21 protein-coding genes are annotated in these 23586 nt (G+C 60.4%); 16 read left to right on the forward strand and 5 right to left on the reverse strand.

Annotated features, from left to right (window positions below; genetic code table 11):
• Nucleotides 1-66 precede the first annotated feature (66 nt).
• From FGO67_RS04300 to FGO67_RS04320, 5 genes are all read left to right on the forward strand, one after another.
• Complete coding sequence (locus tag FGO67_RS04300; RefSeq protein WP_203299465.1) at nt 67-1077, forward strand: TRAP transporter substrate-binding protein; 1011 nt, start codon at nt 67-69, stop codon at nt 1075-1077.
• 65 nt (nt 1078-1142) lie between these two features.
• Entirely contained in the window at nt 1143-1751 is a 609-nt protein-coding gene (locus FGO67_RS04305) for a TRAP transporter small permease subunit (RefSeq protein WP_203299466.1), read from the forward strand.
• On the forward strand, nt 1744-3060 hold the full coding sequence (locus tag FGO67_RS04310; protein WP_203299467.1) for a TRAP transporter large permease: 1317 nt from the start codon (nt 1744-1746) through the stop codon (nt 3058-3060). Before FGO67_RS04305 ends, FGO67_RS04310 begins: the two co-directional genes overlap by 8 nt.
• Entirely contained in the window at nt 3060-3581 is a 522-nt protein-coding gene (locus FGO67_RS04315; protein WP_238942161.1) for a gluconokinase, read from the forward strand. Before FGO67_RS04310 ends, FGO67_RS04315 begins: the two co-directional genes overlap by 1 nt.
• A gap of 69 nt (nt 3582-3650) precedes the next feature.
• Nucleotides 3651-4649, forward strand: coding sequence for a substrate-binding domain-containing protein (locus FGO67_RS04320; RefSeq protein WP_203299468.1), 999 nt, complete (start codon nt 3651-3653; stop codon nt 4647-4649).
• A 32-nt stretch (nt 4650-4681) separates the two neighbouring features.
• Here FGO67_RS04320 and yihA read toward each other — a convergent pair whose 3' ends face one another.
• Nucleotides 4682-5314, reverse strand: a complete 633-nt coding sequence (gene yihA / locus FGO67_RS04325) for a ribosome biogenesis GTP-binding protein YihA/YsxC (RefSeq protein WP_041340125.1) — start codon at nt 5312-5314, stop codon at nt 4682-4684.
• A gap of 174 nt (nt 5315-5488) precedes the next feature.
• Between yihA and FGO67_RS04330 the strand changes: the two genes are divergently transcribed.
• From FGO67_RS04330 to FGO67_RS04340, 3 genes are all read left to right on the forward strand, one after another.
• Nucleotides 5489-6097, forward strand: coding sequence for a c-type cytochrome (locus FGO67_RS04330; RefSeq protein WP_203299469.1), 609 nt, complete (start codon nt 5489-5491; stop codon nt 6095-6097).
• Between the two features lie 175 nt (nt 6098-6272).
• Entirely contained in the window at nt 6273-6905 is a 633-nt protein-coding gene (locus FGO67_RS04335) for a thiol:disulfide interchange protein DsbA/DsbL (protein ID WP_203299470.1), read from the forward strand.
• A gap of 91 nt (nt 6906-6996) precedes the next feature.
• A complete protein-coding gene (locus tag FGO67_RS04340) occupies nt 6997-7857 on the forward strand; it encodes an endonuclease/exonuclease/phosphatase family protein (protein WP_203299471.1) in 861 nt (286 codons plus the stop codon).
• Between the two features lie 79 nt (nt 7858-7936).
• Here FGO67_RS04340 and rpmG read toward each other — a convergent pair whose 3' ends face one another.
• The 3 genes from rpmG to radC all read right to left on the reverse strand — a co-directional run bounded on the left by rpmG (nt 7937) and on the right by radC (nt 9232).
• Nucleotides 7937-8092 (reverse strand): 50S ribosomal protein L33, encoded by a 156-nt coding sequence (gene rpmG / locus FGO67_RS04345; protein ID WP_008173465.1) that lies wholly within the window; start codon nt 8090-8092, stop codon nt 7937-7939.
• Nucleotides 8093-8103: 11 nt separating this feature from the next.
• Nucleotides 8104-8340: a 50S ribosomal protein L28 gene (gene rpmB / locus FGO67_RS04350; protein WP_008173462.1), complete on the reverse strand. Its 237-nt coding sequence runs from the start codon at nt 8338-8340 to the stop codon at nt 8104-8106.
• A 217-nt stretch (nt 8341-8557) separates the two neighbouring features.
• Nucleotides 8558-9232 (reverse strand): RadC family protein, encoded by a 675-nt coding sequence (gene radC / locus FGO67_RS04355; RefSeq protein ID WP_203299472.1) that lies wholly within the window; start codon nt 9230-9232, stop codon nt 8558-8560.
• A 181-nt stretch (nt 9233-9413) separates the two neighbouring features.
• On the opposite strand from radC, the gene coaBC reads away from it, so the two are divergent.
• The 7 genes from coaBC to argA all read left to right on the forward strand — a co-directional run bounded on the left by coaBC (nt 9414) and on the right by argA (nt 18593).
• A complete protein-coding gene (coaBC, locus tag FGO67_RS04360; RefSeq protein ID WP_203299473.1) occupies nt 9414-10616 on the forward strand; it encodes a bifunctional phosphopantothenoylcysteine decarboxylase/phosphopantothenate--cysteine ligase CoaBC in 1203 nt (400 codons plus the stop codon).
• 36 nt (nt 10617-10652) lie between these two features.
• On the forward strand, nt 10653-11114 hold the full coding sequence (gene dut, locus FGO67_RS04365) for a dUTP diphosphatase (protein ID WP_203299474.1): 462 nt from the start codon (nt 10653-10655) through the stop codon (nt 11112-11114).
• Nucleotides 11115-11206: 92 nt separating this feature from the next.
• Nucleotides 11207-13840: a phosphomannomutase/phosphoglucomutase gene (locus FGO67_RS17175; protein ID WP_203299475.1), complete on the forward strand. Its 2634-nt coding sequence runs from the start codon at nt 11207-11209 to the stop codon at nt 13838-13840.
• Between the two features lie 47 nt (nt 13841-13887).
• Nucleotides 13888-14784 carry an acetylglutamate kinase gene (gene argB / locus FGO67_RS04375; protein ID WP_203299476.1) on the forward strand — a complete coding sequence of 299 codons (897 nt, stop codon included), beginning with the start codon at nt 13888-13890 and terminating at the stop codon, nt 14782-14784.
• 24 nt (nt 14785-14808) lie between these two features.
• Nucleotides 14809-16059 carry an acetylornithine deacetylase gene (locus tag FGO67_RS04380; protein ID WP_203299477.1) on the forward strand — a complete coding sequence of 417 codons (1251 nt, stop codon included), beginning with the start codon at nt 14809-14811 and terminating at the stop codon, nt 16057-16059.
• Nucleotides 16060-16084: 25 nt separating this feature from the next.
• Nucleotides 16085-17254, forward strand: coding sequence for an acetylornithine deacetylase (argE, locus tag FGO67_RS04385; protein WP_203299478.1), 1170 nt, complete (start codon nt 16085-16087; stop codon nt 17252-17254).
• A 31-nt stretch (nt 17255-17285) separates the two neighbouring features.
• Nucleotides 17286-18593, forward strand: coding sequence for an amino-acid N-acetyltransferase (gene argA, locus FGO67_RS04390; RefSeq protein ID WP_203299479.1), 1308 nt, complete (start codon nt 17286-17288; stop codon nt 18591-18593).
• Here the strand turns inward: argA and FGO67_RS04395 are convergent.
• Complete coding sequence (locus FGO67_RS04395; protein ID WP_203299480.1) at nt 18567-19637, reverse strand: aminopeptidase; 1071 nt, start codon at nt 19635-19637, stop codon at nt 18567-18569. The genes argA and FGO67_RS04395 overlap by 27 nt on opposite strands.
• A 180-nt stretch (nt 19638-19817) precedes the next feature.
• Here FGO67_RS04395 and FGO67_RS04400 point away from each other — a divergent pair, with 180 nt between their 5' ends.
• On the forward strand, nt 19818-23585 hold the full coding sequence (locus FGO67_RS04400) for a DUF1631 family protein (RefSeq protein ID WP_203299481.1): 3768 nt from the start codon (nt 19818-19820) through the stop codon (nt 23583-23585).
• Nucleotide 23586 lies beyond the last annotated feature (1 nt).

A 23586-nucleotide genomic window follows, 5' to 3' on the forward strand; every position in this document is an offset into this window, starting at 1 on the left:
TTTCACTAAACTCACAAATGTTACCGGTAACATTTGCCGAAACAAAAACAACCAGGAGTCCCACGTATGTTTACCAAAAGACTTGCCGCTGGCCTGATTTCGGCCACTTTCGCGCTTCACGCCGCTGCCGCCGATTTTAATGTCAAGTTCCAGTCGTCAGACCCGTCCGGCGTCAAGAACTTTGAAATCCAGCAGGAGTGGGCCGACCGGGTGGAAAAAATGTCAGGTGGACGGGTCAGCATTGATCTGCTGCCGGTTGGCAGTGTGGTCAGTCACACCGAAACCCTCGGTGCCATGAAAATGGGCGTGCTCGATGGCCACATCTCAGTCACCGGTTACTTCTCCGGCCAGGACCCGGCCTTTGGCCTGATCGGTAATACCGTGGGTGCCTGGTCCAGCCCCGACCAGCTGATCGATTACATCAACCATGGCGGCGGCTACGAGCTGATGAACGAACTCTACCGTCCGTACGGTGTGAAGTTTGTTGGCGGTGGTGGTACCGGCCTGGAGTCGTTCGTCTCCAAGAAGCCGCTGAACAGCGTTGAAGACCTCAAGGGTCTGAAAATGCGCGCCCCTGAAGGTCTGGTGCAGTCGGTGTTTGCCGCTGCCGGTGCCGCACCGGTCAATCTGCCGGGCTCTGAGGTTTACACCGCACTGGGCAAGGGTGTGATCGACGCCGCCGACTACACGGTGTTCTCCACCAACCACAACGCCGGCCTGCACGAAATTGCCGCGCACCCGGTGTATCCGGGCTTCCACTCCCTGCCGCTGATCGAAATCGCTATGGGCCTCAAGGCCTGGGAAAAGCTGCCGGAAGACATCCAGACCATCATGACGGTGTCGGCAAGGGATTTCGCCCAGGACATCAGTACCCAGCTAGCGATGGCGGACAAGACGGCGGTCATGGAAGCACGCGCCAACCCGGAGATTACCGTCCACGACTGGTCAGCCGAGGAACGCCGGAAGTTCCGCACCATCGCCCGCGATCAGTGGAAGGCGTACGCCGAGCAGTCCCCCAACGCCGAGAAGGTCTACAAGTCAGTGACAGCCTACCTCGAGTCGCAAGGCCTGCTCTGATCTGATTCCGTCCCCTACCGATACCCTCCGGCCCCGTATTAAGGGGCCGGAGTCGGGAGTTTCTAATGTCTGCTGAACATGAACCAACAGGGCAGGCGCCAGGTGATCTGGTGCCGGAGCCCCCAGAGGATGTTGGCTTTACGCCGCTGGATCGCGCCATCGTGTGGTTGGGCAAAAAGTTGAGTCTGGTCTTTGCCCTTATCGCTGTGGTGTCCCTGTACGAAATCGTCCGCCGCTACCTGTTCAACTCGCCCACCCTGTGGGTGCACGAGACCGTCACCTTTGCCGGTGCCACGTTGTTCGTGCTGGGCGGGTTGTACGCGCTGGCGACGGACAAGCACGTGCGCATTGTGCTGGTGTACGATTCGGTGTCGCCGGCCGTCCAGCGTTGGCTCCGGGTTGTGCACCATCTTCTGGGGTTGTTGTTCAGCAGTCTGCTGCTCTACGCCAGCTGGTTCATGGCCCAGTCGGCAGTCGTCGCGCCCTGGGGCGGCTGGCGGCTGGAGACCTCCGGCTCAGCCTGGAATCCGCCATTCCCTGCGTTGCTGAAGGTCATCATTTTCGTTGCCGTGGTCATTCTCACGCTGCAATTCCTGCTGCACCTGATTCGCGACCTGCGTAACAAGGCTGCGCCCAACCAGACCTCGGACGACAAGGGAGAGCGCAATGTTTGAACTTGCTTCCGTGGGCATTGGCTACGGCAGCCTGCTGATGCTGGGGTTGCTGATCCTGTTGTTGTTGACGGGAATGCAGCTGGCGTTTGCCACCGGTCTGGTGGCTCTGCTGTTCGCGCTGGGCTGGTTTGGCCCGGACGCATTGCCGATTGTCAGTAGCCGGCTGTACAGCTTTATTGGCAATTATGTGTTCCTGGCGGTGCCGATGTTCGTGTTGATGGCGTCGCTGCTGGATCATTCCGGTATCGCCCGGGACCTGTTTGACGCCATGGCCCGCTTGGGTCGTCGTCTGCGCGGTGGTGTTGCCATACAGACTCTGGTGGTGGCGGTTATCCTGGCTTCCATGTCCGGGGTGATTGGCGGCGAAACCGTGCTGCTGGGCATCCTGGCGCTGCCCCAGATGCTGCGCCTGGGCTACGACCGCAAGTTGGCCATTGGTACCACCTGTGCCGGCGGTGCCTTGGGCACCATGCTGCCCCCGAGTATCGTGCTGATCATCTATGGCCTGACCGCCAACGTTTCCATCGGTGACCTGTTCAAAGGTGCCTTTTTACCAGCGCTGTTACTGGCCCTGCTGTACATGGGCTATGTGCTGATCCGAGTCTGGCTCAAGCCCGAGATGGCGCCGCTGCCGTCCGATCAGGATCAGCCGGACACGCCGGCGCCCAATTTCTTCAAGGCCCTGCTGTTTCCCATCCTGTCGGTCGTGGTGGTGCTCGGAAGCATTTATGGTGGCGTCGCCTCGGTGACCGAGGCTTCGGCCCTGGGTGTGATCGGTATTGCGCTCAGCACCTGGGTGCGCGGCGAGCTGTCGCTGGACATGATCCGCAAAGCCACCATCAGCACCCTGCGGGTGTGTGGCATGATCATCTGGATCGGTATCGGTGCCACCGCACTGGTGGGTGTCTACAACCTGATGGGCGGCATCGACTTTGTCCGGGACATGGTGTTTGCGGTCAGTGGCGGCGATGCACTGCTAACCATCCTGTTCATGATGCTGATCTTGCTGGTGCTGGGCATGTTCCTGGACTGGGTGGGTGTGGCCTTGCTGACCATGCCGATTTTCGTGCCGATTGTGGTCGAGCTGGGGTACAGCCCGATCTGGTTCGGGGTGGTGTTCTGCATGAACATGCAGGTGTCCTTCCTGTCGCCGCCATTCGGACCGGCCGCGTTCTATCTGAAAACGGTGGCGCCGAAAGACATCTCCCTGGGTGAGATCTTCCAGTCACTGCTGCCGTTCATCGTGCTTCAGATTGTCGCGCTGGGGCTGTTGATTGCCTTCCCGCAACTGGCACTGTGGTGGCAATGATGGCGAGCGTACCGAAACTGGTCATCATGGGAGTGTCGGGCTGCGGCAAGAGTCTGGTCGGGAGTCTGCTGGCGCAGGAGCTGGCGGTTCCCTTCTTCGACGCCGACAGCTACCACAGCCGCGCCAATGTTGAGAAGATGGCCAGTGGCATCCCGCTGACCGATGACGATCGGGCCGGCTGGCTGACCGACCTTGCGGAGCTGATCCGGCAACAGGAGTCCGGTCTGGTGCTGGCCTGCTCGGCACTGAAACGGGCCTATCGCGAGCGCTTGCGGTCCGAAAACCCGGAGCTGCGCATCGTCTATCTTCAGGGCGACTTCCAGACCATCTGGACGAGGCTGTCGCGGCGCCAGGACCATTACTTCAATGGTCAGGCCATGCTCGAGAGCCAGTTCCAGCTATTGCAGGAGCCCGAGCTGGACGAGGGCGCCGTAACCCTCGATGTCACCGGTCGTCCGGAGAGCCTGGTGCGCCAGTGCCTTGCGGCACTGGCCGCAACCGGGGAAGATGCCAGGGGCTGAAGCCGGTGCCCGCACGGGCGTCTGCTCGCCTCAGCTTTAGCCGCCTCTCTGTCGTTGCAGGAATCATGCATGGGTAAGAACAAACGTCCGACGTTGCAGGACATTGCCGACCGGGTTGGCACCACCAAGATGACGGTCAGTCGCTGCCTGCGCGGTGGCGACAACGTGTCCGAGAAGATGCGAGAGCGCATCTTTGCCGAAGCCGAGGCGCTCGGTTACATCCCGAACCGGGCACCGGACCTGTTGTCCAAATCCAAGAGTCACGCCGTCGGGGTGCTGCTGCCTTCGCTGACTAACCAGGTATTCGCTGACGTCATCAAGGGGGTTGAGTCGGTCACCGAACAGGCCGGCTACCATCTGATGCTGGCCCACTACGGCTATAGTCCGGAGATTGAGGAGCGCAGCCTGGCGTCGCTGCTGTCCTACAACGTTGACGGTGTGATCCTGTCCGAGAGCCAGCACACCGATCGAACCTTCCGGATGCTTGAAACCGCCGGCGTACCCACGGTCGAGATCATGGACACCCACACCCGGCCATTTGAGCAGGCTGTCGGCTTTGATAACGTCCAGGCTGCTTACGACATGGTGCGGGAAATGATTCGCCGGGGCCGAACTGCCATTGTCTACCTGGCGGTGCGTCTGGATGCCCGAACCCTGCAACGGCAGGAGGGTTATGTCATGGCCATGACTGAAGCCGGTTTGACGCCGGTGACCCTGCGTAGCGAACAGCGGTCGTCGTTCAGCGTCGGGGCCACGCTGTTAAAGCGCATTCTGGCTGACAATCCCAACACCGATGCCATCTTCTGCACCAACGACGACGTCGCCATCGGTGCCTATTTCGAATGTCAGCGTCAGGGTATTGCGGTGCCACAGGGCATCGCCATTGCCGGATTCCACGGTCACGATGTCGGGCAGGTGATGGTGCCGCGCCTTGCCAGTGTCATAACCCCGCGGGAAGCGGTGGGACAGCGGGCGGCCCAGGAATTGCTGGCGCGACTGTCCGGTCAGCCCCAGGGCGAAACCTGTATTGATCTGGGCTACCGGATCGAGTGCGGCGGCACGCTGTAAAGCGGCTGATGCCTGCTTAACGGGCTGGCGACTCAATCGTCGGCCGGTGCCTCCAGCCAGTTCGTCAGTGCCTCCCGACACTCATCCACACCCCTTTTCGATGTCGCTGAAAACATGATCAGGTGATGCACGCAGCTGAACGGCTTCAGGTCTTTGGCGATGCCCATCATGGCGGTTTTTGCTTGGCCGAATTTCAGTTTGTCGGCCTTGGTGGCCAGAATCATCAGCGGAAGGTTGTTATGTTCGCACCATTCCACCATCATTTGGTCGAATTCGGTCAGCGGGTGGCGGATGTCCATCACCAGCACCAGGCCGCGTAGGCAGCGGCGGTCGTTCAGGTAGTGGCCCAGGTGTTTTTGCCAGTCGTCCTTCAGATCCCGGGACACCTTGGCATAGCCATAGCCGGGCAGGTCCACCAGGCGGCAGCCCTCGCGGTTCAAGGTGAAGAAGTTGATCAACCGGGTGCGGCCCGGTGTTTTACTGGTTCGGGCCAGCTTGCCATGGGCGGTGATCGCATTGAGTGCGCTGGACTTGCCGGCGTTCGAGCGGCCGGCGAAGGCCACTTCGGCACCAAAATCCGGTGGGCATTCGTCCAGCCGGGAGGCGCTGATCAAGAAGCGGGCACTGTTGAAAGAGACGGAGTTCGGGGTCAGATCAGGGTCCACAGCGGTTGGCTTTCCTTTGGATTTCAGTTATCAGGGATTAATGTATAATGCTACACCAAATCCGGGCGGCGCGCTGAGCGCGACCGCTGTCAGTCCCGGTTTTGCGCCTGATTGGTCAGTGCCTGCCGGCTGCACAACGAAGAATACCTTTAAGATGAGAGAAGCGGAGCGAGCATGAAAAAACTGATCGCAGGAGTTGTTCTCGGTGTAAGCCTCACAGCGATGGCGCACGGGGCAGGAGATCCTCAAGCGGGCGAAGAGAACGCAGCGGTATGCGCCGGATGTCATGGCCAGGCCGGCCAGAAGCCGATCATGGGAAGCTATCCCAAGCTGTCCGGTCTGGGTGAAAAGTACCTGTACAATCAGCTGGTAGCGATTCAGTCCGGCGATCGTGCGATTGCTGAAATGACTGGTATCCTGGACGGCAAGTCCGAGCAGGAGTTGCAGGATCTGGCCGCTTACTTCGACGACCAGGAAATGCCCCTGAGCCAGGCCAACCCGGATCTGATTGAGCAGGGCGCGGCTTTGTACCGTGGTGGCAACATGGCCTCCGGTGTGCCAGCCTGTGCCGGCTGTCATAGCCCGCAGGGCAAGGGCAACGAGCCCGGTGGCTACCCCCGCCTGAGTGGCCAGAACGCCGAGTACATCAGCAAGCAGCTGAAGGCTTACCGCAGCGGCGAGCGGGCGACTGGCTCCAACGCGGCCATCATGATGGACGTGGCGGCCAAGCTGACTGACGCCGAAATCGAGGCGGTTGCCAACTACGTCTCTGGCCTGCACTGATTGACCTGTACTGATTAATCAGGGTCTAGCCGAGACTCCAAAGACCCCGCCCCAGGCGGGGTTTTTTATTGCTTACGGCTCTGTAACCCGGTGATTTACTCTGTCTGTGGAACTTTTTCCGCTGGCTGGGTCATAATCCCTCACACTTACGACTTCACGATATCGGAGATGTCTAATGATCAGAACACTTGGAGCGGCAACTTTCCTGGCTGCGATGTTTGCCTTTGGTGCCCCGGCCAGTGCCGAAACCTGGGAAGAGGGAACTCACTATCAGAAACTGGATACGCCGGTTCGCACGGACGACAACGGCAAGATCGAAGTGGCTGAGGTGTTTTGGTATGGCTGCCCGCACTGCTACAACTTCAAGCCGGTGGTTGAGGCCTGGGAAGAAGGCATGGCCGACGATGTCGAGTTCGTGATGTTGCCGGCCGCCCTTGGTCGTTCCTGGGAGCCCCACGCCCGCGCTTACTACGCGCTTGATGCCATGGGTGAGCTGCACAAGGTGCATGACGCCCTGTTTGAGGCCTTGGCGGGTGAGCGCCGTCAGCTGAACACTCCGGAGGCACTGGCGGACTTCGTGGCCGGCCATGGTGTCGATGGTGAGGCGTTCCTGAAGAACTACCAGAGCTTTGGTGTGAACGCCCGGATGCAGCAAGCCCAGGCGAAAATTCGGGGAGCGCGCATCACCGGTGTTCCAACTATGCTGGTAAATGGCAAATACAAAGTGAGCGCTTCCATGGCCGGCAGTCACGAGGCAGCCCTGGACGTTGTCGACTACCTGGTCGCCAAGGAGCGTGAAGCCGAGTAAGGGGCCGTCCGCGGCTTGGGGTCGCGGAATCTTCGAGAGTGCGAAACCTTCGATAGTGCGAAACTTTCGAGAGAAGAGTGGGGCTGGCAGCATGTACAAGCGAATCCGTAAGCAGTTCAGCGGGACGGCGAAAACGGCTGAAACGCCTCGCAGTACGTGCTCGGGCTTTGAGCATGTGCCGGAGTTTGAGCCCCACCGGCACATCCGGTTGCTGACCTTCAATATCCAGGTTGGCATCAATACCTCATCCTATCGGCACTATCTGACCCGCAGCTGGCAGCACTTTCTGCCTCACCGTAATCGGATTCAGACCCTGGACCGCATTGCCCATCTGATCGCTAACTACGACGTGGTCGCGTTGCAGGAGTGCGACGGCGGCAGCCTGCGCAGTGGTTACATCAATCAGGTTCAGTATCTGGCCGAAGCGGCGGGTATTCCCTACTGGTACCAGCAGCTGAACCGGAATCTCGGGCAAATCGCCCAGCACAGCAATGGCTTGCTCAGTCGTTTTCGGCCGCTGGATGTCACCGAGCACAAACTACCCGGTCTGATTCCGGGGCGTGGCGCCATCATTGCCCGCTACGGCTCTGAGGACGATCCGCTGGTGTTGGTGCTGATGCACCTGTCGCTCAGTAAGGCGGCGCAGCAGCGCCAGCTTGGCTACATTCGCGAACTGATTGCCGACTACCAGCATGTCGTGCTGATGGGGGATATGAATAACCATGCCGAAGAGTTGCTGACCCAGACCCCGTTAAAGGAAACTGATCTGATCCCGCTCCCGGAGTCGGCGCACAGTTTCCCGAGCTGGCGGCCGGAAAAGGCGCTGGATCATATTCTGGTGAGCCCGTCGTTGGAAATCCGCAGGTCAGAAGTGGTGAGTTACCCGGTTTCGGACCATCTGCCTATCGCTATGGATGTGGCGCTGCCGAAAGGGTATCTGGAGACTTTCTAGTTTTGGTTCAGATCTAAGAGTTCAGGCACAAAAAAACCCGGCGCGTGGCCGGGTTTTTTTGTGGATGCCGGATCAGTTATTACTTGATCTTGGCTTCCTTGTACGCAACGTGCTTGCGGACAACCGGATCGTACTTTTTGATCTCGATTTTTTCCGGAGTGTTACGCTTGTTCTTTTTGGTCGTGTAGAAGTGACCAGTGCCTGCTGATGATACCAGCTTGATTTTCTCGCGCATGATGCGGCTCCTTAAAATTTCTCGCCGCGGGCACGAAGATCTGCCAGCACAGCGTCAATGCCTTTTTTGTCGATGATGCGCATGCCCTTGGTGGATACGCGCAGCTTCACGAAACGCTTCTCGGACTCAACCCAGAAACGGTGGTTCTGCAGATTCGGCAGAAAACGACGACGAGTGTGGTTCATCGCGTGGGAAACGTTATTACCGGATACCGGACGCTTACCGGTAACCTGACAAACTCTGGACATACTTGCCTCCGACCTGAGCAATGGTCTCTATAGTACAAATTCGTTTTTAGTGCGTCTCTGGTTGCTAAGGAACGCTAACGCCCCTGTTTCGCGCCTCTAAACTGAACGCTGCTCGCCAGACGCCGCCAGAAAGGGACGCTTTTATACCAGAACTCGCCCCCCAACGCAAAAAATTGTTGGGAATTTGGCCAGTTTTCCGGCGCAATGGTTCGGGCAATCACATCAGTCCCCGTTCAGCGAGCGATACTACCTCACCGTGGCCGACAACCATATGGTCAAGAACCCTGATATCGACCAGAGTCAGTGCTTCTTTCAAGCGCCGGGTCAGGGCCACGTCCGCCTCGCTCGGTTCGGCCACCCCGGACGGGTGGTTGTGGGCAAAGATAACGGCGGCGGCATTGTCCTCCAGAGCCTGGCGCACTACCTCGCGAGGGTACACTGCGGCACCGTCGATGGTGCCACGGAACAGCTCCCGGTACTGAATGACCCGGTGCCGGTTGTCGAGAAACAGTCCGGCGAACACTTCGTGGGGGTAGGTGCCGAGCCGGCTGGTCAGGAATCGCCGGGTGTCTTCTGGCGAGCGCAGTGGGTCACCCTGGCGCAGCGGTTCATCCATCACCCGCCGGGCCATTTCCATGGCAGCCTGGACCTGGGCGTATTTGGCGGTACCCAGTCCCTTGGTGTCGCAGAATTGGCTGCGGGAGGCGGTCATCAGGCCGCGCAGACTGCCAAACCGGTTGATCAGAGTGCGCGCCATGGTCATCACCGGCATGCCGGTGGTGCCGGTGCGCAGGAAAATGGCCAGAAGTTCGGCATCTGACAGGCTGTTGGCGCCGTGGGCGAGCAACCGTTCCCGGGGGCGCTCGTCCGGGCGCCAGGAGGGGGTATTCATAGGCTTTCCTTGCAGGTTTTTGGAGGCTCCAGACGCATCCTGCGTCAGCCTTGATTCGAGATTACAAAGGTTACTTTAAAAAGTAACAATCGGTAAACGTCCGGCCACTCTTGCAGGCTGTCTGTGGCGCCTGAGCATGCTATCTTATAAGCCTTTATTTTTACGAGGATACGGAGCCCCTATGGCCGCCAAACGAATTCTGCTGGGCATTACCGGCGGCATTGCTGCCTATAAGAGCGCGGAGCTGGTTCGTCTGCTGAAAAAGGCCGGCCACAGCGTAAGGGTAGTCATGACCCGCGGTGCCGAGGCCTTTATCACTCCGCTGACCTTCCAGGCCCTCAGTGGCGAGCCGGTACGGACCTCGTTGCTGGATCCGGAGGCCGAAGCTGGCATGGGGCACATTGAGTTGGCGAAATGGGCGGATCAGGTGGTTATCGCACCGGCCTCGGCGGATTTTATCGCTCGCTTGGCCAATGGCATGGCCGATGATCTGCTGACCACGCTGTGCTGCGCCACCGAAGCGCCGATCGCCGTTGCTCCGGCCATGAATCAGGCCATGTGGGGTAATCACCGCACCCAGCGCAACCTGCGGTTATTGCAGGACGACCCGCAGATCACGCTGTGGGGGCCGGACCAGGGTGAGCAGGCCTGTGGCGATACCGGTCCGGGTCGAATGCTGGAGCCGCTGGTGCTGGCCGGATTGGTCGCCGGTCAGCCGTCCACCGGTACGCTGACGGGCAAGCGGGTGGTGATTACCGCCGGGCCGACTCGAGAGCCGATTGATCCGGTGCGCTACATCAGCAACCACAGTTCCGGAAAGATGGGCTACGCCCTGGCCGCGGCCGCCCGGGATGCCGGTGCGGAGGTGGTGCTTATCAGCGGTCCGGTTGCTATCCCTGCGCCTTCCGGTGTCGAGGTGCGCAATGTGACGACCGCAGCGGACATGCTGCAGGCGTCATCAGCAGCGGTAGACGCCGGCTGTGACCTGTTTATCGCCAGTGCGGCGGTGGCCGATTACCGGCCACAGAGCTGCGAGTCCGACAAGATCAAGAAATCCAGCGAGCAGATGGCGCTGTCGCTGGTGCGTAACCCGGACACCTTGGCCACCATTGCCGCCCGGGCCGATGCGCCCTTTACCGTGGGCTTCGCCGCCGAAACCACCGACGTGGCCCGGTACGCCATCGACAAGATGCAGCGCAAGAAACTCCGGATGATTGTCGCCAACGACGTGTCGGTGCCGGGGCTCGGTTTCAACAGTGACAACAATGCGGTGACGGTGTTCTGGCCAGACGGGCAGGCCTCCATCGGGCCGGATAGCAAACAACGGATTGCCGATCGCCTGATGGCACTGGTCGGCGAACATCTTGATCAGGCGGCGGGCTGAACCCGAACCGCTTCTTCTATCAGTAATAGGACGATTATGACCACGAAAAAACTTCAGGTGCGGATACTGGATGAGCGTATTGGCAACCAGATCGCATTTCCGGAATACGCGACCGACGGCTCCGCCGGTCTGGACCTCCGGGCCTGCCTTGACCAACCCCTGACCCTCGAGCCGGGCCAGACCCACCTGATCAAAACCGGGCTGTCGATTCATATCGGGGACCCGGCCCTTGCAGCGATGATTCTTCCGCGCAGCGGACTCGGTCATAAGCACGGCATCGTGCTGGGCAATTTGGTCGGCCTGATTGACTCCGATTACCAGGGTGAGCTCATGGTGTCCTGCTGGAACCGCGGCCAGACCACCTTCACCGTTGAGGTGGGAGAGCGGATTGCCCAGCTGGTTCTGGTCCCGGTGGTGCAGGCGGATTTTGAAGTGGTGTCAGAATTCGATGCCAGCGACCGCGGTGAGGGTGGCTTTGGTTCGACTGGCACGCGCTGAGTCGCGGCCCAGCCACGCACAACCCCAGGCCGGCGTCTATACTGAGCGCAACGTGCGAGTTCAGGATAAAAAATACAACAGCAGGACGGATTATGAAGCTGGGTAAGAAAAAAACTGACGACGCTTCCGTTGATGAAAAGCCCGCCAAGAAGGCAGCCAAGACCGACAAGAAAGCAGCCGCGGGATCGCAGCTCAAAAAGCTGAATTCGGTGGCCGCCAGTCAGGCAATCGTGGTGGTGCTGGCCGGGTTACTGGCTGCGGTGCTGGTTCATTTCCTGGTTGTCCAGCCAGCCGCAATCGAGCGCTTCGATGTGGAAAAGGCGGTTGAGGCCGAGTCGGCAGCGCTGCGGATGAACCAGTATCTGGCATTGATGCAGGCCAGCGTGAACGGTCTGGCCGCCCGCCCGGACGTTATTGCTGCGGTGTCTGAACCCAGCACTATCGTGGCCACCGAGCAGAGCCTGACCAATGCACTGCCCGGCATTCAGGGTGTGCATCTGTTTCCGTACAAGCAGATTCCCCGCACCGCCAACGAACGGGGCGCGCTCGGGTTCGCCGGTCTTGAACTGTTGCGGCGGGCGGAAAACGGCCAGCCACTGCACCCGGATGCGTTTCCCCGCGACAACCGCTGGCTGGTCCAGATGGCAACGCCGGTGCGCAACCCGGTCAGCAATGCGGTGATTGGCAGCCTGCTGGTGATCTTTGATGCTGCTCGCTTGCAGCCGCTGCTGCAGGTGGTTAACGACGATCTGGGTGGCAAGCTGGAGCTGACCCAAACCGTGGCCGGCACCACGCGCGCGATTGTCAGCCAGGGCAGTGGCTCTGGAGCGGCAGAAACCCGGTCACTGGCGAACCCCGACTGGTCCGTCGCCTATACCCCCGCCAAGGCGCCAACTGCGCCGGTGGACATCGTCATGATCGCCATCCTGGTCGGGGCGCCGATCTTGTTGGCGGCGATTCTGGTGTGGGTTCTGCTCAGCCGTGCGCAGCAGAGTATCCGCCGGGACGTGACCGCACTTATTCAGTGGGCGCATAAAGTGTTTGGGGGCGACCGGGCCAAGCTGCCGCCGCTCCAGTGGGACATGGTGGCGTCCACCGGCGAGGTTCTGGCCCGGCTATCCCAGGTGGTGGACAAACGGGTGGTCAAGGCCCTTGAATTGGCGCGGCCGAAAAAGTCGCCCGGTAGCAAGCAGCCCGCAGCGGCCGGCGACGACGAGCCTCTGTTCGAGGACAAGGACATGCCCGATATCGACATGCTTGATGGCGATGAGGACGTCCTCGGCTTTGGCGGTGGCGAGGACATGCTGCAGGGCGATGATGGACTGGTTTTGGAAGAAGCTCCGGAGCCGGCGGTGGCATTGTCCCCCGACATTTTCCGGGCCTACGACATTCGCGGCATCGTTGGCGAGACCCTGTCCGCTGATGCGGTCCAGCTGATCGGCCAGGCGATCGGTTCCGAGGCCGTGGAGCGGGGCATCGGCGCCCTGTGCATTGGCTATGACGGCCGTCATTCCAGCCCTGAACTGGCCAATGCCCTGGCCCGTGGTGTCATGGCCACCGGTTGTGATGTGATTCATGTCGGCGCTGTGCCCACACCGGTGCTTTATTTTGCCACCCAGGAGCTACAGACCGGCTCCGGGGTGATGGTGACCGGCAGCCACAACCCGGCCAATTACAATGGCCTGAAGATCATGCTGGGCGGCGAAACCCTGTCCGGGGATGCCATCCAGAAACTGTACCAGCGAACCCAGACTGCTGATTTTGCCAGTGGTCAGGGTGGCCAGTCGTCGGAAGATGTCCGTCGGGCCTACCTGGATCGCATCGTTGGCGATATCGCCGTGGCCGCGCCGCTGAAGGTGGTGGTGGATGCCGGCAATGGCATTGCCGGAGAGCTGGCACCGATGCTGGTTGAAGAACTGGGCTGTGAAGTGGTGCCGCTGTACTGCGAAGTGGATGGCGATTTCCCCAACCACCACCCGGATCCAGGAAAACCGGAAAACCTGGTCGATTTGATTGCCCGGGTGAAGGAAGAGAAGGCTGATATTGGCCTCGCATTTGATGGCGATGGTGACCGCCTGGGCGTGGTCACCAACACCGGCAAGATCATCTGGCCGGACCGCTTGCTCATGTTGTTTGCCCGCGACGTGGTCTCACGCAACCCAGGCGCCGACGTGCTCTACGACGTCAAATGCAGCCGGCGCGTGGCCGGAGTCATTTCAGAAGCCGGCGGGCGGCCGATCATGTGGAAAACCGGCCATTCGCTGATGAAGGCCAAGATGAAAGAGACCGGCGCCCAGTTGGCTGGTGAAATGAGTGGGCATATTTTCTTTGGCGAACGCTGGTACGGCTTTGACGATGGCCTGTATGCCGCCGCCCGCCTGCTGGAAATCCTCGGCATCGAAGACCGCCACAGCGACGAGGTGTTCGCGGACTTCCCCGAAGACGTCAGCACGCCGGAGCTTAATGTTGAAGTGACCGAGAGCAGTAAATTCGGGATCATGGAGCGGCTGGCCCAGGACGGACAGTTTGGTGACGGCAATATCAGCACCATCGACGGCATCCGCGTGGATTACGCCGACGGCTGGGGGCTGTGCCGGGCGTCCAACACCACGCCGGTTCTGGTGCTGCGCTTCGAGGCCGAAACTGATGAGGGCCTGGAGCGGATCAAGGGTATCTTCCGGGAGCAGTTGCAGAAAGCAGCTCCGGATATCGCAGCGGACTTCTGACCGCTGTTTATCGAACGTTTTTAACCACGTAATTAGAAGGCAACAAGATGGCGTTGGATCGTGAAACAGCAATGCAGGTGGCTTCGGTTCTGAGCCGGGGCCTGCCGTATATTCAGCGGTTTACCGGTAAGACCGTGGTGATCAAATACGGCGGCAACGCCATGGAAAACGAAGACCTGAAAAGCAGCTTCGCCCGGGACGTGGTGCTGATGAAGCTGGTTGGGATCAACCCCATCGTGGTGCACGGCGGCGGCCCCCAGATCGGTGAGCTGCTGGAACGCCTGAACATCAAGTCGCGGTTCGTAAATGGCATGCGGGTGACCGATTCCGAAACCATGGACGTGGTCGAGATGGTGCTCGGTGGCCAGGTGAACAAGGAAATTGTCTCGCTGATCAACGCCCAGGGTGGCACCGCAGTTGGCCTTACCGGTAAGGATGCCAACCTGATCCGAGCGCGCAAACTGGAAGTGGTGGACCGCTCACCGGAGCTGGTGCGTCCTGAAATCATCGACATCGGTCACGTTGGCGAGGTGGCCAGCGTCAATGTTGATGTCATCGACATGCTGACCCGCAGCAACGTGATCCCGGTGATTGCGCCCATCGGCGTCGGACCGGATGGTGCCTCCTACAACATCAACGCCGATCTGGTGGCCGGTAAGGTTGCTGAAGCCATGAAGGCTGAGAAACTGATTCTGCTCACCAACGTGTCCGGACTCAAGAGCAAGGAAGACAAGGTGCTGACTGGCCTGACCGCCCAGCAGGTCAATGACCTGATTGAAGACGGCACCATTCATGGCGGCATGCTACCCAAGATTCGCTGCGCCCTGAACGCGGTCGAGAACGGGGTTCGGACTTCGCACATCATTGACGGCCGGGTGGCTCACGCCTGTCTGCTGGAGATCTTTACCGACGAGGGTGTCGGCACCCTGATTTCCCGCAATTAAACGCCTGGTACGAGGAGTCTGTGGATGAAGCGCCTGCTGAAACTGCTGGTTGTGCTCGGCCTGGGCGGCTTTGTGGTGTTCAAGGCCGGGGTCTGGTGGTTAACCGACCAGCGTCTGGCCGAGGCCCGGTCTGCTCTGGAGTCTTACGGCGTGATCGAGCGTGGAACCATCAGTTCCGGCGTTGACGGCCGTGTGGTTTTGTCTGGCAGCAGCTGGCAGGACTTCCGATTGACCCGCCCCCTGGAGTTTGGCCGTCTTGAGTTCGATGCCGGATCGCCTTTGGACCTGGTATCGGCCCTGATGGACCCGGGCACGCTGCCAGCCAGTTGGACGCTGCAGGCCGACGGGCTGGGGCTGGTGCTTGAGGCCACCATGTTCCGCAACTGGGTCACCGCCGAGGGTCAGAACGGCAGTGGCGAGCCCACGTTGATGACCCTGTCCTGCGCGCCGGATCCCCGTCAGCAGCTGGGCAGCGGTGACCTGATGCGAATGGGTATCACCGCACTGGGCGGCGAAATCCTGATTCGGCAACACGCCGGCGGTGTCTTTGCCGAGCTCAATACCGCGGGCACCGGAAGCCTGGAGCTGAAGTGGCCCGATGCTCGAATTGACGTCGTCGATCCCGAGCGTGTGTTCGACAGCACCACCGAGGCCATGACCGTGACCCTGCGCGACGGTGGCTTGATGCGCCGGATAGCTGCCTACTGCGCCCGTGAGGCGGGGCTGGAGCCATCGGCGTGGGCCGACCAGACTCTGGCCGCCTTTAAGCAGGGCCTCGAAGCGCGGGGCTTGAACGCCAGCCGGCAACTGCTGGCGCTGTATCGGCAATGGCTGCTGGAAGGCGGTGAAATCACGGTGGCCGTGCAGCCGAAAGCGCCCGCCCTTGGCATCCCGATTGTGCCCGTGGGCGAAGAGCCTGAGGGTGCCGGCTGGACCGTGGCGTACAATGGCGCCACAGTGCCCGATGTGTTCCTGCGTGAAGCCGAATCGGTGCTCGCGGAGCCGGATCCGGGTGCTGCTGAACCCGCTGAACAGCAGGAGAACCCGGAGGTGCAGGGGTGGTATGCTGCTTCGGTTGAGAATGCCAGTCAGTGGATAGGGCGCCAGGTTCGCGTCACTCTGTCCAATGACAACGTGGTTGAAGGTCGGCTGGTCAGCGTCAGCGAGCGCGAGCTTGAAGTTGCTCGGGTCGTGGCCGGCGGTGAAGTAGCCTATCCAATGCTGGCGCGTGCCATTACCGGTTTTGAGGTGTGGCGTCGCGGTCGCAAACAGTGACCCGGATCGGGTTCGAGGGGAGTGTATGTCGCAGTCTGGAGTGAATGTTGCGTCGGTGCCGGGCGTCAAGGACATGTTGACGCGTTTGATCTCCCTGCCTTCGATAAGCAGTGCTTCGGCCAAGTGGGATCACAGCAACGAAGCGGTGGTTCGGATCCTGGCCGAGTGGCTGGAGCCGCTGGGCTTTGCTGTCGAAATTCTGGAAGTGCCGGGCATGCCCGGCAAGTTCAACCTGATTGCCACCTTGGGCAGTGGCTCAGGAGGGTTGGTGCTGTCCGGTCATACCGACACAGTGCCCTACGACGACCAGCGTTGGACCAGCGATCCGTTTACCCTGACCGAGCGGGATAACCGCTGGTACGGTCTAGGCACCTGTGACATGAAAGGCTTTTTTGCCCTGGCTATCGAAGCCGCTCGGGAGTTTGCTGGTTCGCCACTGAAGGAGCCCCTTATTCTGTTGGCGACCGCCGATGAGGAAAGCTCCATGAACGGGGCCCGGGCGCTCGCCGAGGCCGGCAAGCCCAAGGCCCGTTACGCGGTCATTGGCGAGCCCACCAGCCTGAAGCCGGTGCGGATGCACAAGGGCATTATGATGGAGCGCCTGAAGTTCGAGGGCCAGTCTGGCCATTCCTCGAATCCGGCGCTCGGTCGCAATGCCCTGGAAGGGATGCACGAAGCCCTGTCGGAGCTGTTAACCCTGCGCGGTCAGTGGCAGGAACAGTACCGCAACCCGAACTTTGAGGTTCAGGTGCCAACCCTGAATCTCGGCTGCATTCACGGTGGCGATAATCCTAACCGCATCTGTGCCCAGTGCGAGCTGCATTTCGATCTGCGGCCACTGCCGGGCATGGACATGGAGAGCCTGCGTCAGGACATTCTCAGCAAGGTTCGGCCGGTGGCTGAGCGCCGGGAGCTGAGCATGGAATTCGAACCGCTGTTCGACGGCGTACCGCCCTTTGAAACGCCCGCCGACGCCGCCCTGGTAAAGGCCTGTGAAAAGCTGACCGGGCACACCGCCCACGCGGTGGCCTTTGCCACTGAGGCACCCTGGCTACAAAAACTGGGTCTGGAAACCCTGGTCATGGGGCCTGGCTCCATTGATCAGGCCCATCAGCCCGATGAGTACATTGAGCTGGCCCAGCTGGAACCGACGATTCGGATCCTGAAAGGGCTGATCAGACAATTCTGCTTGTAAGAAGCCTGTAACGACTGACTTGGAGACCGGGTTGAAATCGAACGACTGGCTGCACGGATTCCGCCACTCATCCCCCTATATTAACGCTCATCGCGGCCGTACGGTGGTGTTGACCATCCCCGGAGATGCCATTGAACATGGCAACTTCATCAACATCATCCACGACATTGCCCTGTTGAGCAGTCTTGGGGTGCGGTTGGTGGTGGCGTTTGGTGCCCGCCCGCAAATCCAGACCCGTCTGGACGGTGCCGGTGCCGAGTCCTCGTTCGCCCAGGGCCTGCGAATCACCCCGGAACAGCAGCTGCCGATGGTGATGGAAGCCATTGGTGGTCTGCGCGCATTTCTGGAAAGCCAGCTGTCCATGGGGTTGGTGAATTCCCCAATGCACAACGCCCGAATTCGGGTCAGCAGCGGCAACTACGTCGCGGCCCGCCCGGTGGGCGTGCTCGACGGTATCGATTTCGGTTACACCGGACGGGTCCGTCGGGTGGACGTGGCCGGAATCGAAAAACTGCTGGAGTTGGGGCACATCGTGCTGCTGCCGCCCATGGGGTATTCGCCCACCGGCGATGCCTTCAACCTGTCCTACGAAGATGTTGGCAGCCAGGTGGCGGCGGCCTTGCAGGCTGAAAAGCTGCTGGTGTTCATCGACGACGAGGGCTTGCTGGAAGAAGACGGTAGCCTGATTCGTGAACTCTCCGCCCGGCAGGCCTCGGAGCGCCTGTCCGTTGGTGCCGTGACCGGTCACGACGCGGCGCTATTGCGGGCCGCCTGCGACGCCTGTGTTAAAGGCGTTCGGCGGGCCCATATCATCAGCTACGTGAACGACGGGGCCCTGTTGGAAGAAATGTTCACCCGGGACGGTTCGGGCACGCTGGTCAGCGGCGATAATTACGAACAGATCCGGCAGGCCCGGGTTGAAGACATCGGCGGCATCCTGGAGCTGATCCAGCCCCTGGAAGAGCAGGGGGTACTGGTACGCCGGTCCCGGGAAATGCTGGAAACCGAGATCGATCGGTTTGTCGTTGCGGAGCGGGACGGCACCATCGTTGGCTGTGCGGCCCTGTACTATTATCCGGAAGAGCAAGCCGGGGAACTGTCCTGCTTCGCGGTGAATCCGTCCTACCGCCGGGCCGGCCGTGGCGACGATATCCTGGCCATGGTTGAAAAGCTGGCAAAGGCGCAGGGTATCCAGAACCTGTTTGTGCTGACCACGCAGACCGAACACTGGTTCCGGGAGCGGGGCTTTCAGATCTCGTCGGTACAGGCGCTGCCAGGCCCCAAGCTGGCGTCCTACAACGCCCAGCGCAAGTCAAAGGTCTTCGTTAAACCGCTCTGACAGCGCCTCAAGGGTCTGATGGCGCTCGCTGCGAGGGCGCTCGGACAAGTCCTCGACGGCCCGGTAAAAGGCCGGGAAATTATGATCTAGCTCTAGCAGCAGTTGACGGAATCCCGGCACGTACTGGTTGTACTGCCGGAACAGTGCCAGGTTGGCATTGTTTAGGCTCGTTGGGTTGGCACCGAATGGGCCGGTTTGCTGCCACTGTTCCGATAAGCGCAGGTAGGCCTGTGCCAGTTCGGATAACAGCTCATCTTTGCGTTGGCGCAGGGCCGCCACCGGCATCTGCCCTTGCTGCTGGTACAAGGCTTCGAGCTGCTGGCTGGTTGCCCGGACCAGACTCAGGGTCTGTTCCCGTTGCTGCAGGCGTTCCCGGGCGCGTTCGAACACCTCGGGATTGTCGTTTTGCCTGGACCAGAGTTTCAGGCCTTCCAGCTCCACCGCATTGGCAAAGCTTTCATTGAAGGTGGTGTCGCCACTGACGTACAGCACCTGGTGCGCCAGTTCATGGAAGATCAGCGCCACCATCCGGCCGTCGCTCAGATTGGTGAAGCCGGAATGCAGGGGATCGTCGAACCAGCCCAGGGTTGAATAGGCGGTCACCCCGCCAATGAAGGTGTCGAACTGGTCGTCGTTAAATTTGGCTTGCTCCCTCTTGGCGTCGTCCAGGCTGAAATAGCCCCGATAGGCCTGGCATCCGAGGACCAGATAGCACCAGCGGTGTGGTTCGAGTGAGAATTCCGGTACAGCGACCAGATTGACCACGACCCAGGGGCGATCAAGCGCGACGTACTCGGAATAGGCGTCACCGGTGGGCAGACTCAGGGTGTTGCGGGCAAATTGCCGGGCCTGTTGGCTGGTCTCCAGCTTCGCTTTCAGCTCCGCGGACGTGGTATCACGGGCGATCAGCTGGTCGACCGGTTCGCCCGCCATCATCAGTGAAACGTGGCCCGACACCGCCTGACTGTAATAGCCAATACTGGAACAACCGGAAACTCCGGCTATAAGTAGCAATAGGAAGTAGATCTGACTAAGCTGTTTCATGGATCAGGATGTTATATTGGTAACGGTAGCCGGTTGGAACCAGGCCGGTATATTACAGACATGGTTTCGATATTAGCAGGTAGCAGCAGGTGGCAATTGCCATCGTTTCCAGGGACGAAGGCCAGATGGGGCGGAAGCAATTGCTCTCTCGTTCTGGTTTTACGAATGATCAGGTAGTTAATGGATCCGAGAGAACGTCGCAGTAGCCCTCGTAAGCCCATCAAGCTGGCTGCCCAGATAGACCTGGGTAAGGGCGAAGCCTGGCCATGCCAGATCGCGGACTTCTGTGCCGAAGGTCTGTTTGTCCGCTATTCCGCCGAAACGTCCCGCAAACTCGACCGTGCCCTGGCCCAAGGTGATCCCGCCGAGTTGGTGGTCCGTTTCCGGAGCCTGGACGGTCGGAGCCGCCACGAGTTGCATGTCAGTATTGTCCGGCGCATTGATGGCGCCATGGGCGTTCACTTCACCCGCTCTGCGCCCGAGGCTGTTAACGCCATGTTGCAGCAGTGGGGTGGCTCCCGGGATCAGGATCGCGCCACGCTGAAGGCGCCTAATGACCGGGTCCAGTATGTCCTGCACCAGTCCGCCAAGGCCGTTATCCAGTTTATCGAACCCTTGATGGACGACTGTTTTGGCAAGATGGTCGAGGGCCTGAAACAAGCCGCTCAGCGCGCGCCCAACGACCAGCAGGCCAACGAATTCATGGATGCCTCGGGCCAGCTCCAGGGGCGTCAGCGGGTGATCTGGCACCAGATGGCGCGTACTCTGGAATCGCCGCTGAAACCGGCGCCTAAAGGTTTTCCGGGCTCCGAACTGTCGGTGGTGGACAAAGGCGAGTTCGAAGACTGGCTGACCATCCGGGTGATGGTGACCAAGGCCGACACCCAGTTTCGTAGCGACCTGCTGCAGCTGAAACTGCGACTCGACAAGCTCGGCATAGCCAATAGTACCGGCCACCACAATCCACTGGGGCCGTCCCTGGTCTGCGAGGCTTTTCACGGCGGGTTGAGCCAGCTGAAGGCGTCCCGTGAGGTCGAGAAAGTCTGCCTGAAGGTTTTTGAACAGACCGTACTTACGCAATTGGGGCCGCTGTACCAGGAACTCAACAACATCCTGATTCGTCACGGTGTGTTGCCGGACCTGGATCTGAGCAAATATCTGAGCGATCAGTCCGCCACCCAGACTGAGTCCGGCCCGACGCCGGCCGCTAAGGTTAAGCCGCAGCCCGCCGTTCAGGAACAGGAAAAGGCCCGGCCAGCTGGGAAAGACACCCGGCAGGCAAGTCCAAAAAGCGCCCGCAACCGGGCAAATGGCTCCGATGGTGAATTCCGAGGCTACGCCCAAGCGGCACAAACCGCCTTTGCTACGGTCCGCAATTTGCTGACCACGCTTACCGCCAGCCGGATCGCCCGCGGGGATCCGGAGCCCGTCCCCTTCCCGGTGAACGCCCGGCCGTTGTCCAGTGGCGAGTTGCAGCAGGAGCTGCAGCAGCTTCAGGTGGCGGCGATAGATGCCTCCGCTGCTGAAATTACTCTCAAGGAACGGGTGGTGGAGAAGGTTCGTGCCAGTGGCGATGGCAAGCTGGACGAGCAGCAGCAGGGCACCCTGGATGTGGTCGACCGGTTTTTCCGGTCGGTGGTGGAAAGCCCGAAGCTGAGCCAATATGCCCAGGAGCGTATCCGGCAGTTGGAAGTGCCGGTGCTCAAGGTGGTGATGCGCGATCCGGCCTTTTTTGATGATCTCGACAGCCCAGTGCGGGGCGTGATGAACCGGCTGGCACAGCTCGGAACCAAGGGCGGGCGCATCAATCCTGTGGTACAACGTAAGGTCGATGAGTTGATCCAGCGCATTGCCACCGAGTTCGAACAGGACACCGGGGTGTTCGAGCAGACTGTTCAGGAGCTCGATTCCCTCATTGATCGCCAGAACCTGGTGTACCGACGCAATGTTGAGCGGGTAGCTGCCGCCGCCGAAGGCGCGCAGAAAGTGGCGGAATCCAAGCAGGCGGTTGCCCAGGTGCTGGATGCAAAGCTTGGCGGACGCAAGGTGCCGAAGGCCGTGCTGAGCCTGCTGGATGGCGGCTGGCGCGACCTGCTGTCGCTGACCTGGATCCGCCAGGGTCCGGACAGTCCGCTTTGGCACGATTACCTGGCTGTGATCGATTCGCTGTTGTCGTTTTCTGCCGATCCGGACAGCACCTTGAACCTGCCAGAGTTACTGCGGGTGATTCAGGACGGTCTGTCGTCAATTTCCAGCAATCACATGCCGTCGTCGCAGATCCGTGATGAGCTGAAGCAATTTTTGGTGCGCAGCCCGGAAAAGGCGCCAGATCTGGTTGAGGTGCCGCCGGCGCAGCCCGAGCAGAAAACCGACAAGGTACTGTCGGAGCGTGAACAACGCAGCCTGCAGCGCTGGATCAACCGGGCTCAGAAATTGCGGACAGGGGATTGGTTGCGGGATCAGGATAACCCCGATGAGCCTCAGTACATTCGCCTGGTGTGGATTGCCCGCGGGTTTAGCCGGTTCGTGTTTGTGAATCATCAGGGTATGCGGGTGGTGGAGCTGGAGCTTGAGGCTTTGGCCCGCCACATGCGCAAGGGCATTATCGTGCCGGACAACCAGTACGAACGGCCGCTGGTGGATGAAAGCATCGATCGTATGGTTCGCAAGGTCTACGATCAGTTGTCCTGGGCCTCTACCCACGATGAGCTGACTGGGCTGTTGGGACGTCGCGAGTTCGAGCGCATGCTGGAGCAGCAGCTGGCCCGCCGCGAAGACGAGCGCACGCTGGTGCGCCTGGACTTGCGCCGGTTCCGCTTGCTCAACGATACCGCCGGCTATCAGGCCGGCGACGCAACCCTGAAGCAGGTTGCCGAACTGCTCAGCCGCGCGGTGGAAGACGGTATGCCGCTGGCGCGTCTGGGCGGGACTGAATTTGCCCTGCTGGTGCCGGCGGAGCATGCCCAGCAGACTGGCCGCGATCTTATAAAATCGGTGGAAGCGGCAAAGTTTGAGTTTGATGGCCGGACCTACCGGCTGTCGGCCAGTGCCGGGGTCGTTGCGGAGTTGCCGGGTCTGGTCAGCGCCGAGCGCTGGTTGCGGGCCTCCGAGCAGGCCTTGGCGGCAGCCAAACAAGACGGCCATGGAAAGGTCAGCGAATACACTCTGGACCCGGACGACCAGTCGCGCCAGGAACAGATCGCCGCCAAGGTGGCGGGGCTCAGCGATCTCAACGAAGAGCGTATGCTGTTGCGCTGCCAGAAAATCATTCCGTTGCACGCCCAGGCTGCCATGGCGCCCCAGTATGAAGTGTTGATCAGTATGTACGACGACACCGGGAACCTGATCACCGGCCGGGATTTCGTGCGGATGGCGGAACGCTATGATCGTATGCAGGCAGTGGATCGCTGGGTGGTCGGCCACATGCTGGACTGGTTACGCGAGCGGGCTCCGGATCCGCGTCATATGGGCGGCATCTGTATCAACCTGTCTGGGCATTCCCTGAACGACCAGTCCTTGCTGGAGTTCATCTACGAAAAACTGAGTGAGAAAGACGCGCCGATTGAGCGGCTATGGTTCGAGCTGACCGAAGCTTCTGCCATCAACGACGTTGAGGCCTTTGCTGATTTCATGCTGGAAATGAAGGAACTGGGGTGTCGCTTTTGCCTGGGTAATTTTGGTAGCGGTCCCAGCTCGTTCCAGTTTATGCGGTCATTGCCGGTGGATCTGATCAAGATCGACGGTTCGTTCACCAGTCAGCTCAGCACCAGTGAAACCGACCGCGCCATGGTTAAGTCCATGGTAGAAATGGCTCACTACATGAAGCGGGAAGTGATTGCCTCTCAGGTTGAATCCCGCGACATCCTCGATATGCTGACTGAGCTGGGCGTCGATTACGCTCAGGGCTTCGTGGTGGAAAAACCCCGATTGCTCACCAGTCTCACCTGAT

This window comes from Marinobacter sediminum (genome assembly GCF_016820575.1).
Taxonomy (GTDB): Bacteria; Pseudomonadota; Gammaproteobacteria; order Pseudomonadales; family Oleiphilaceae; genus Marinobacter; species Marinobacter sediminum.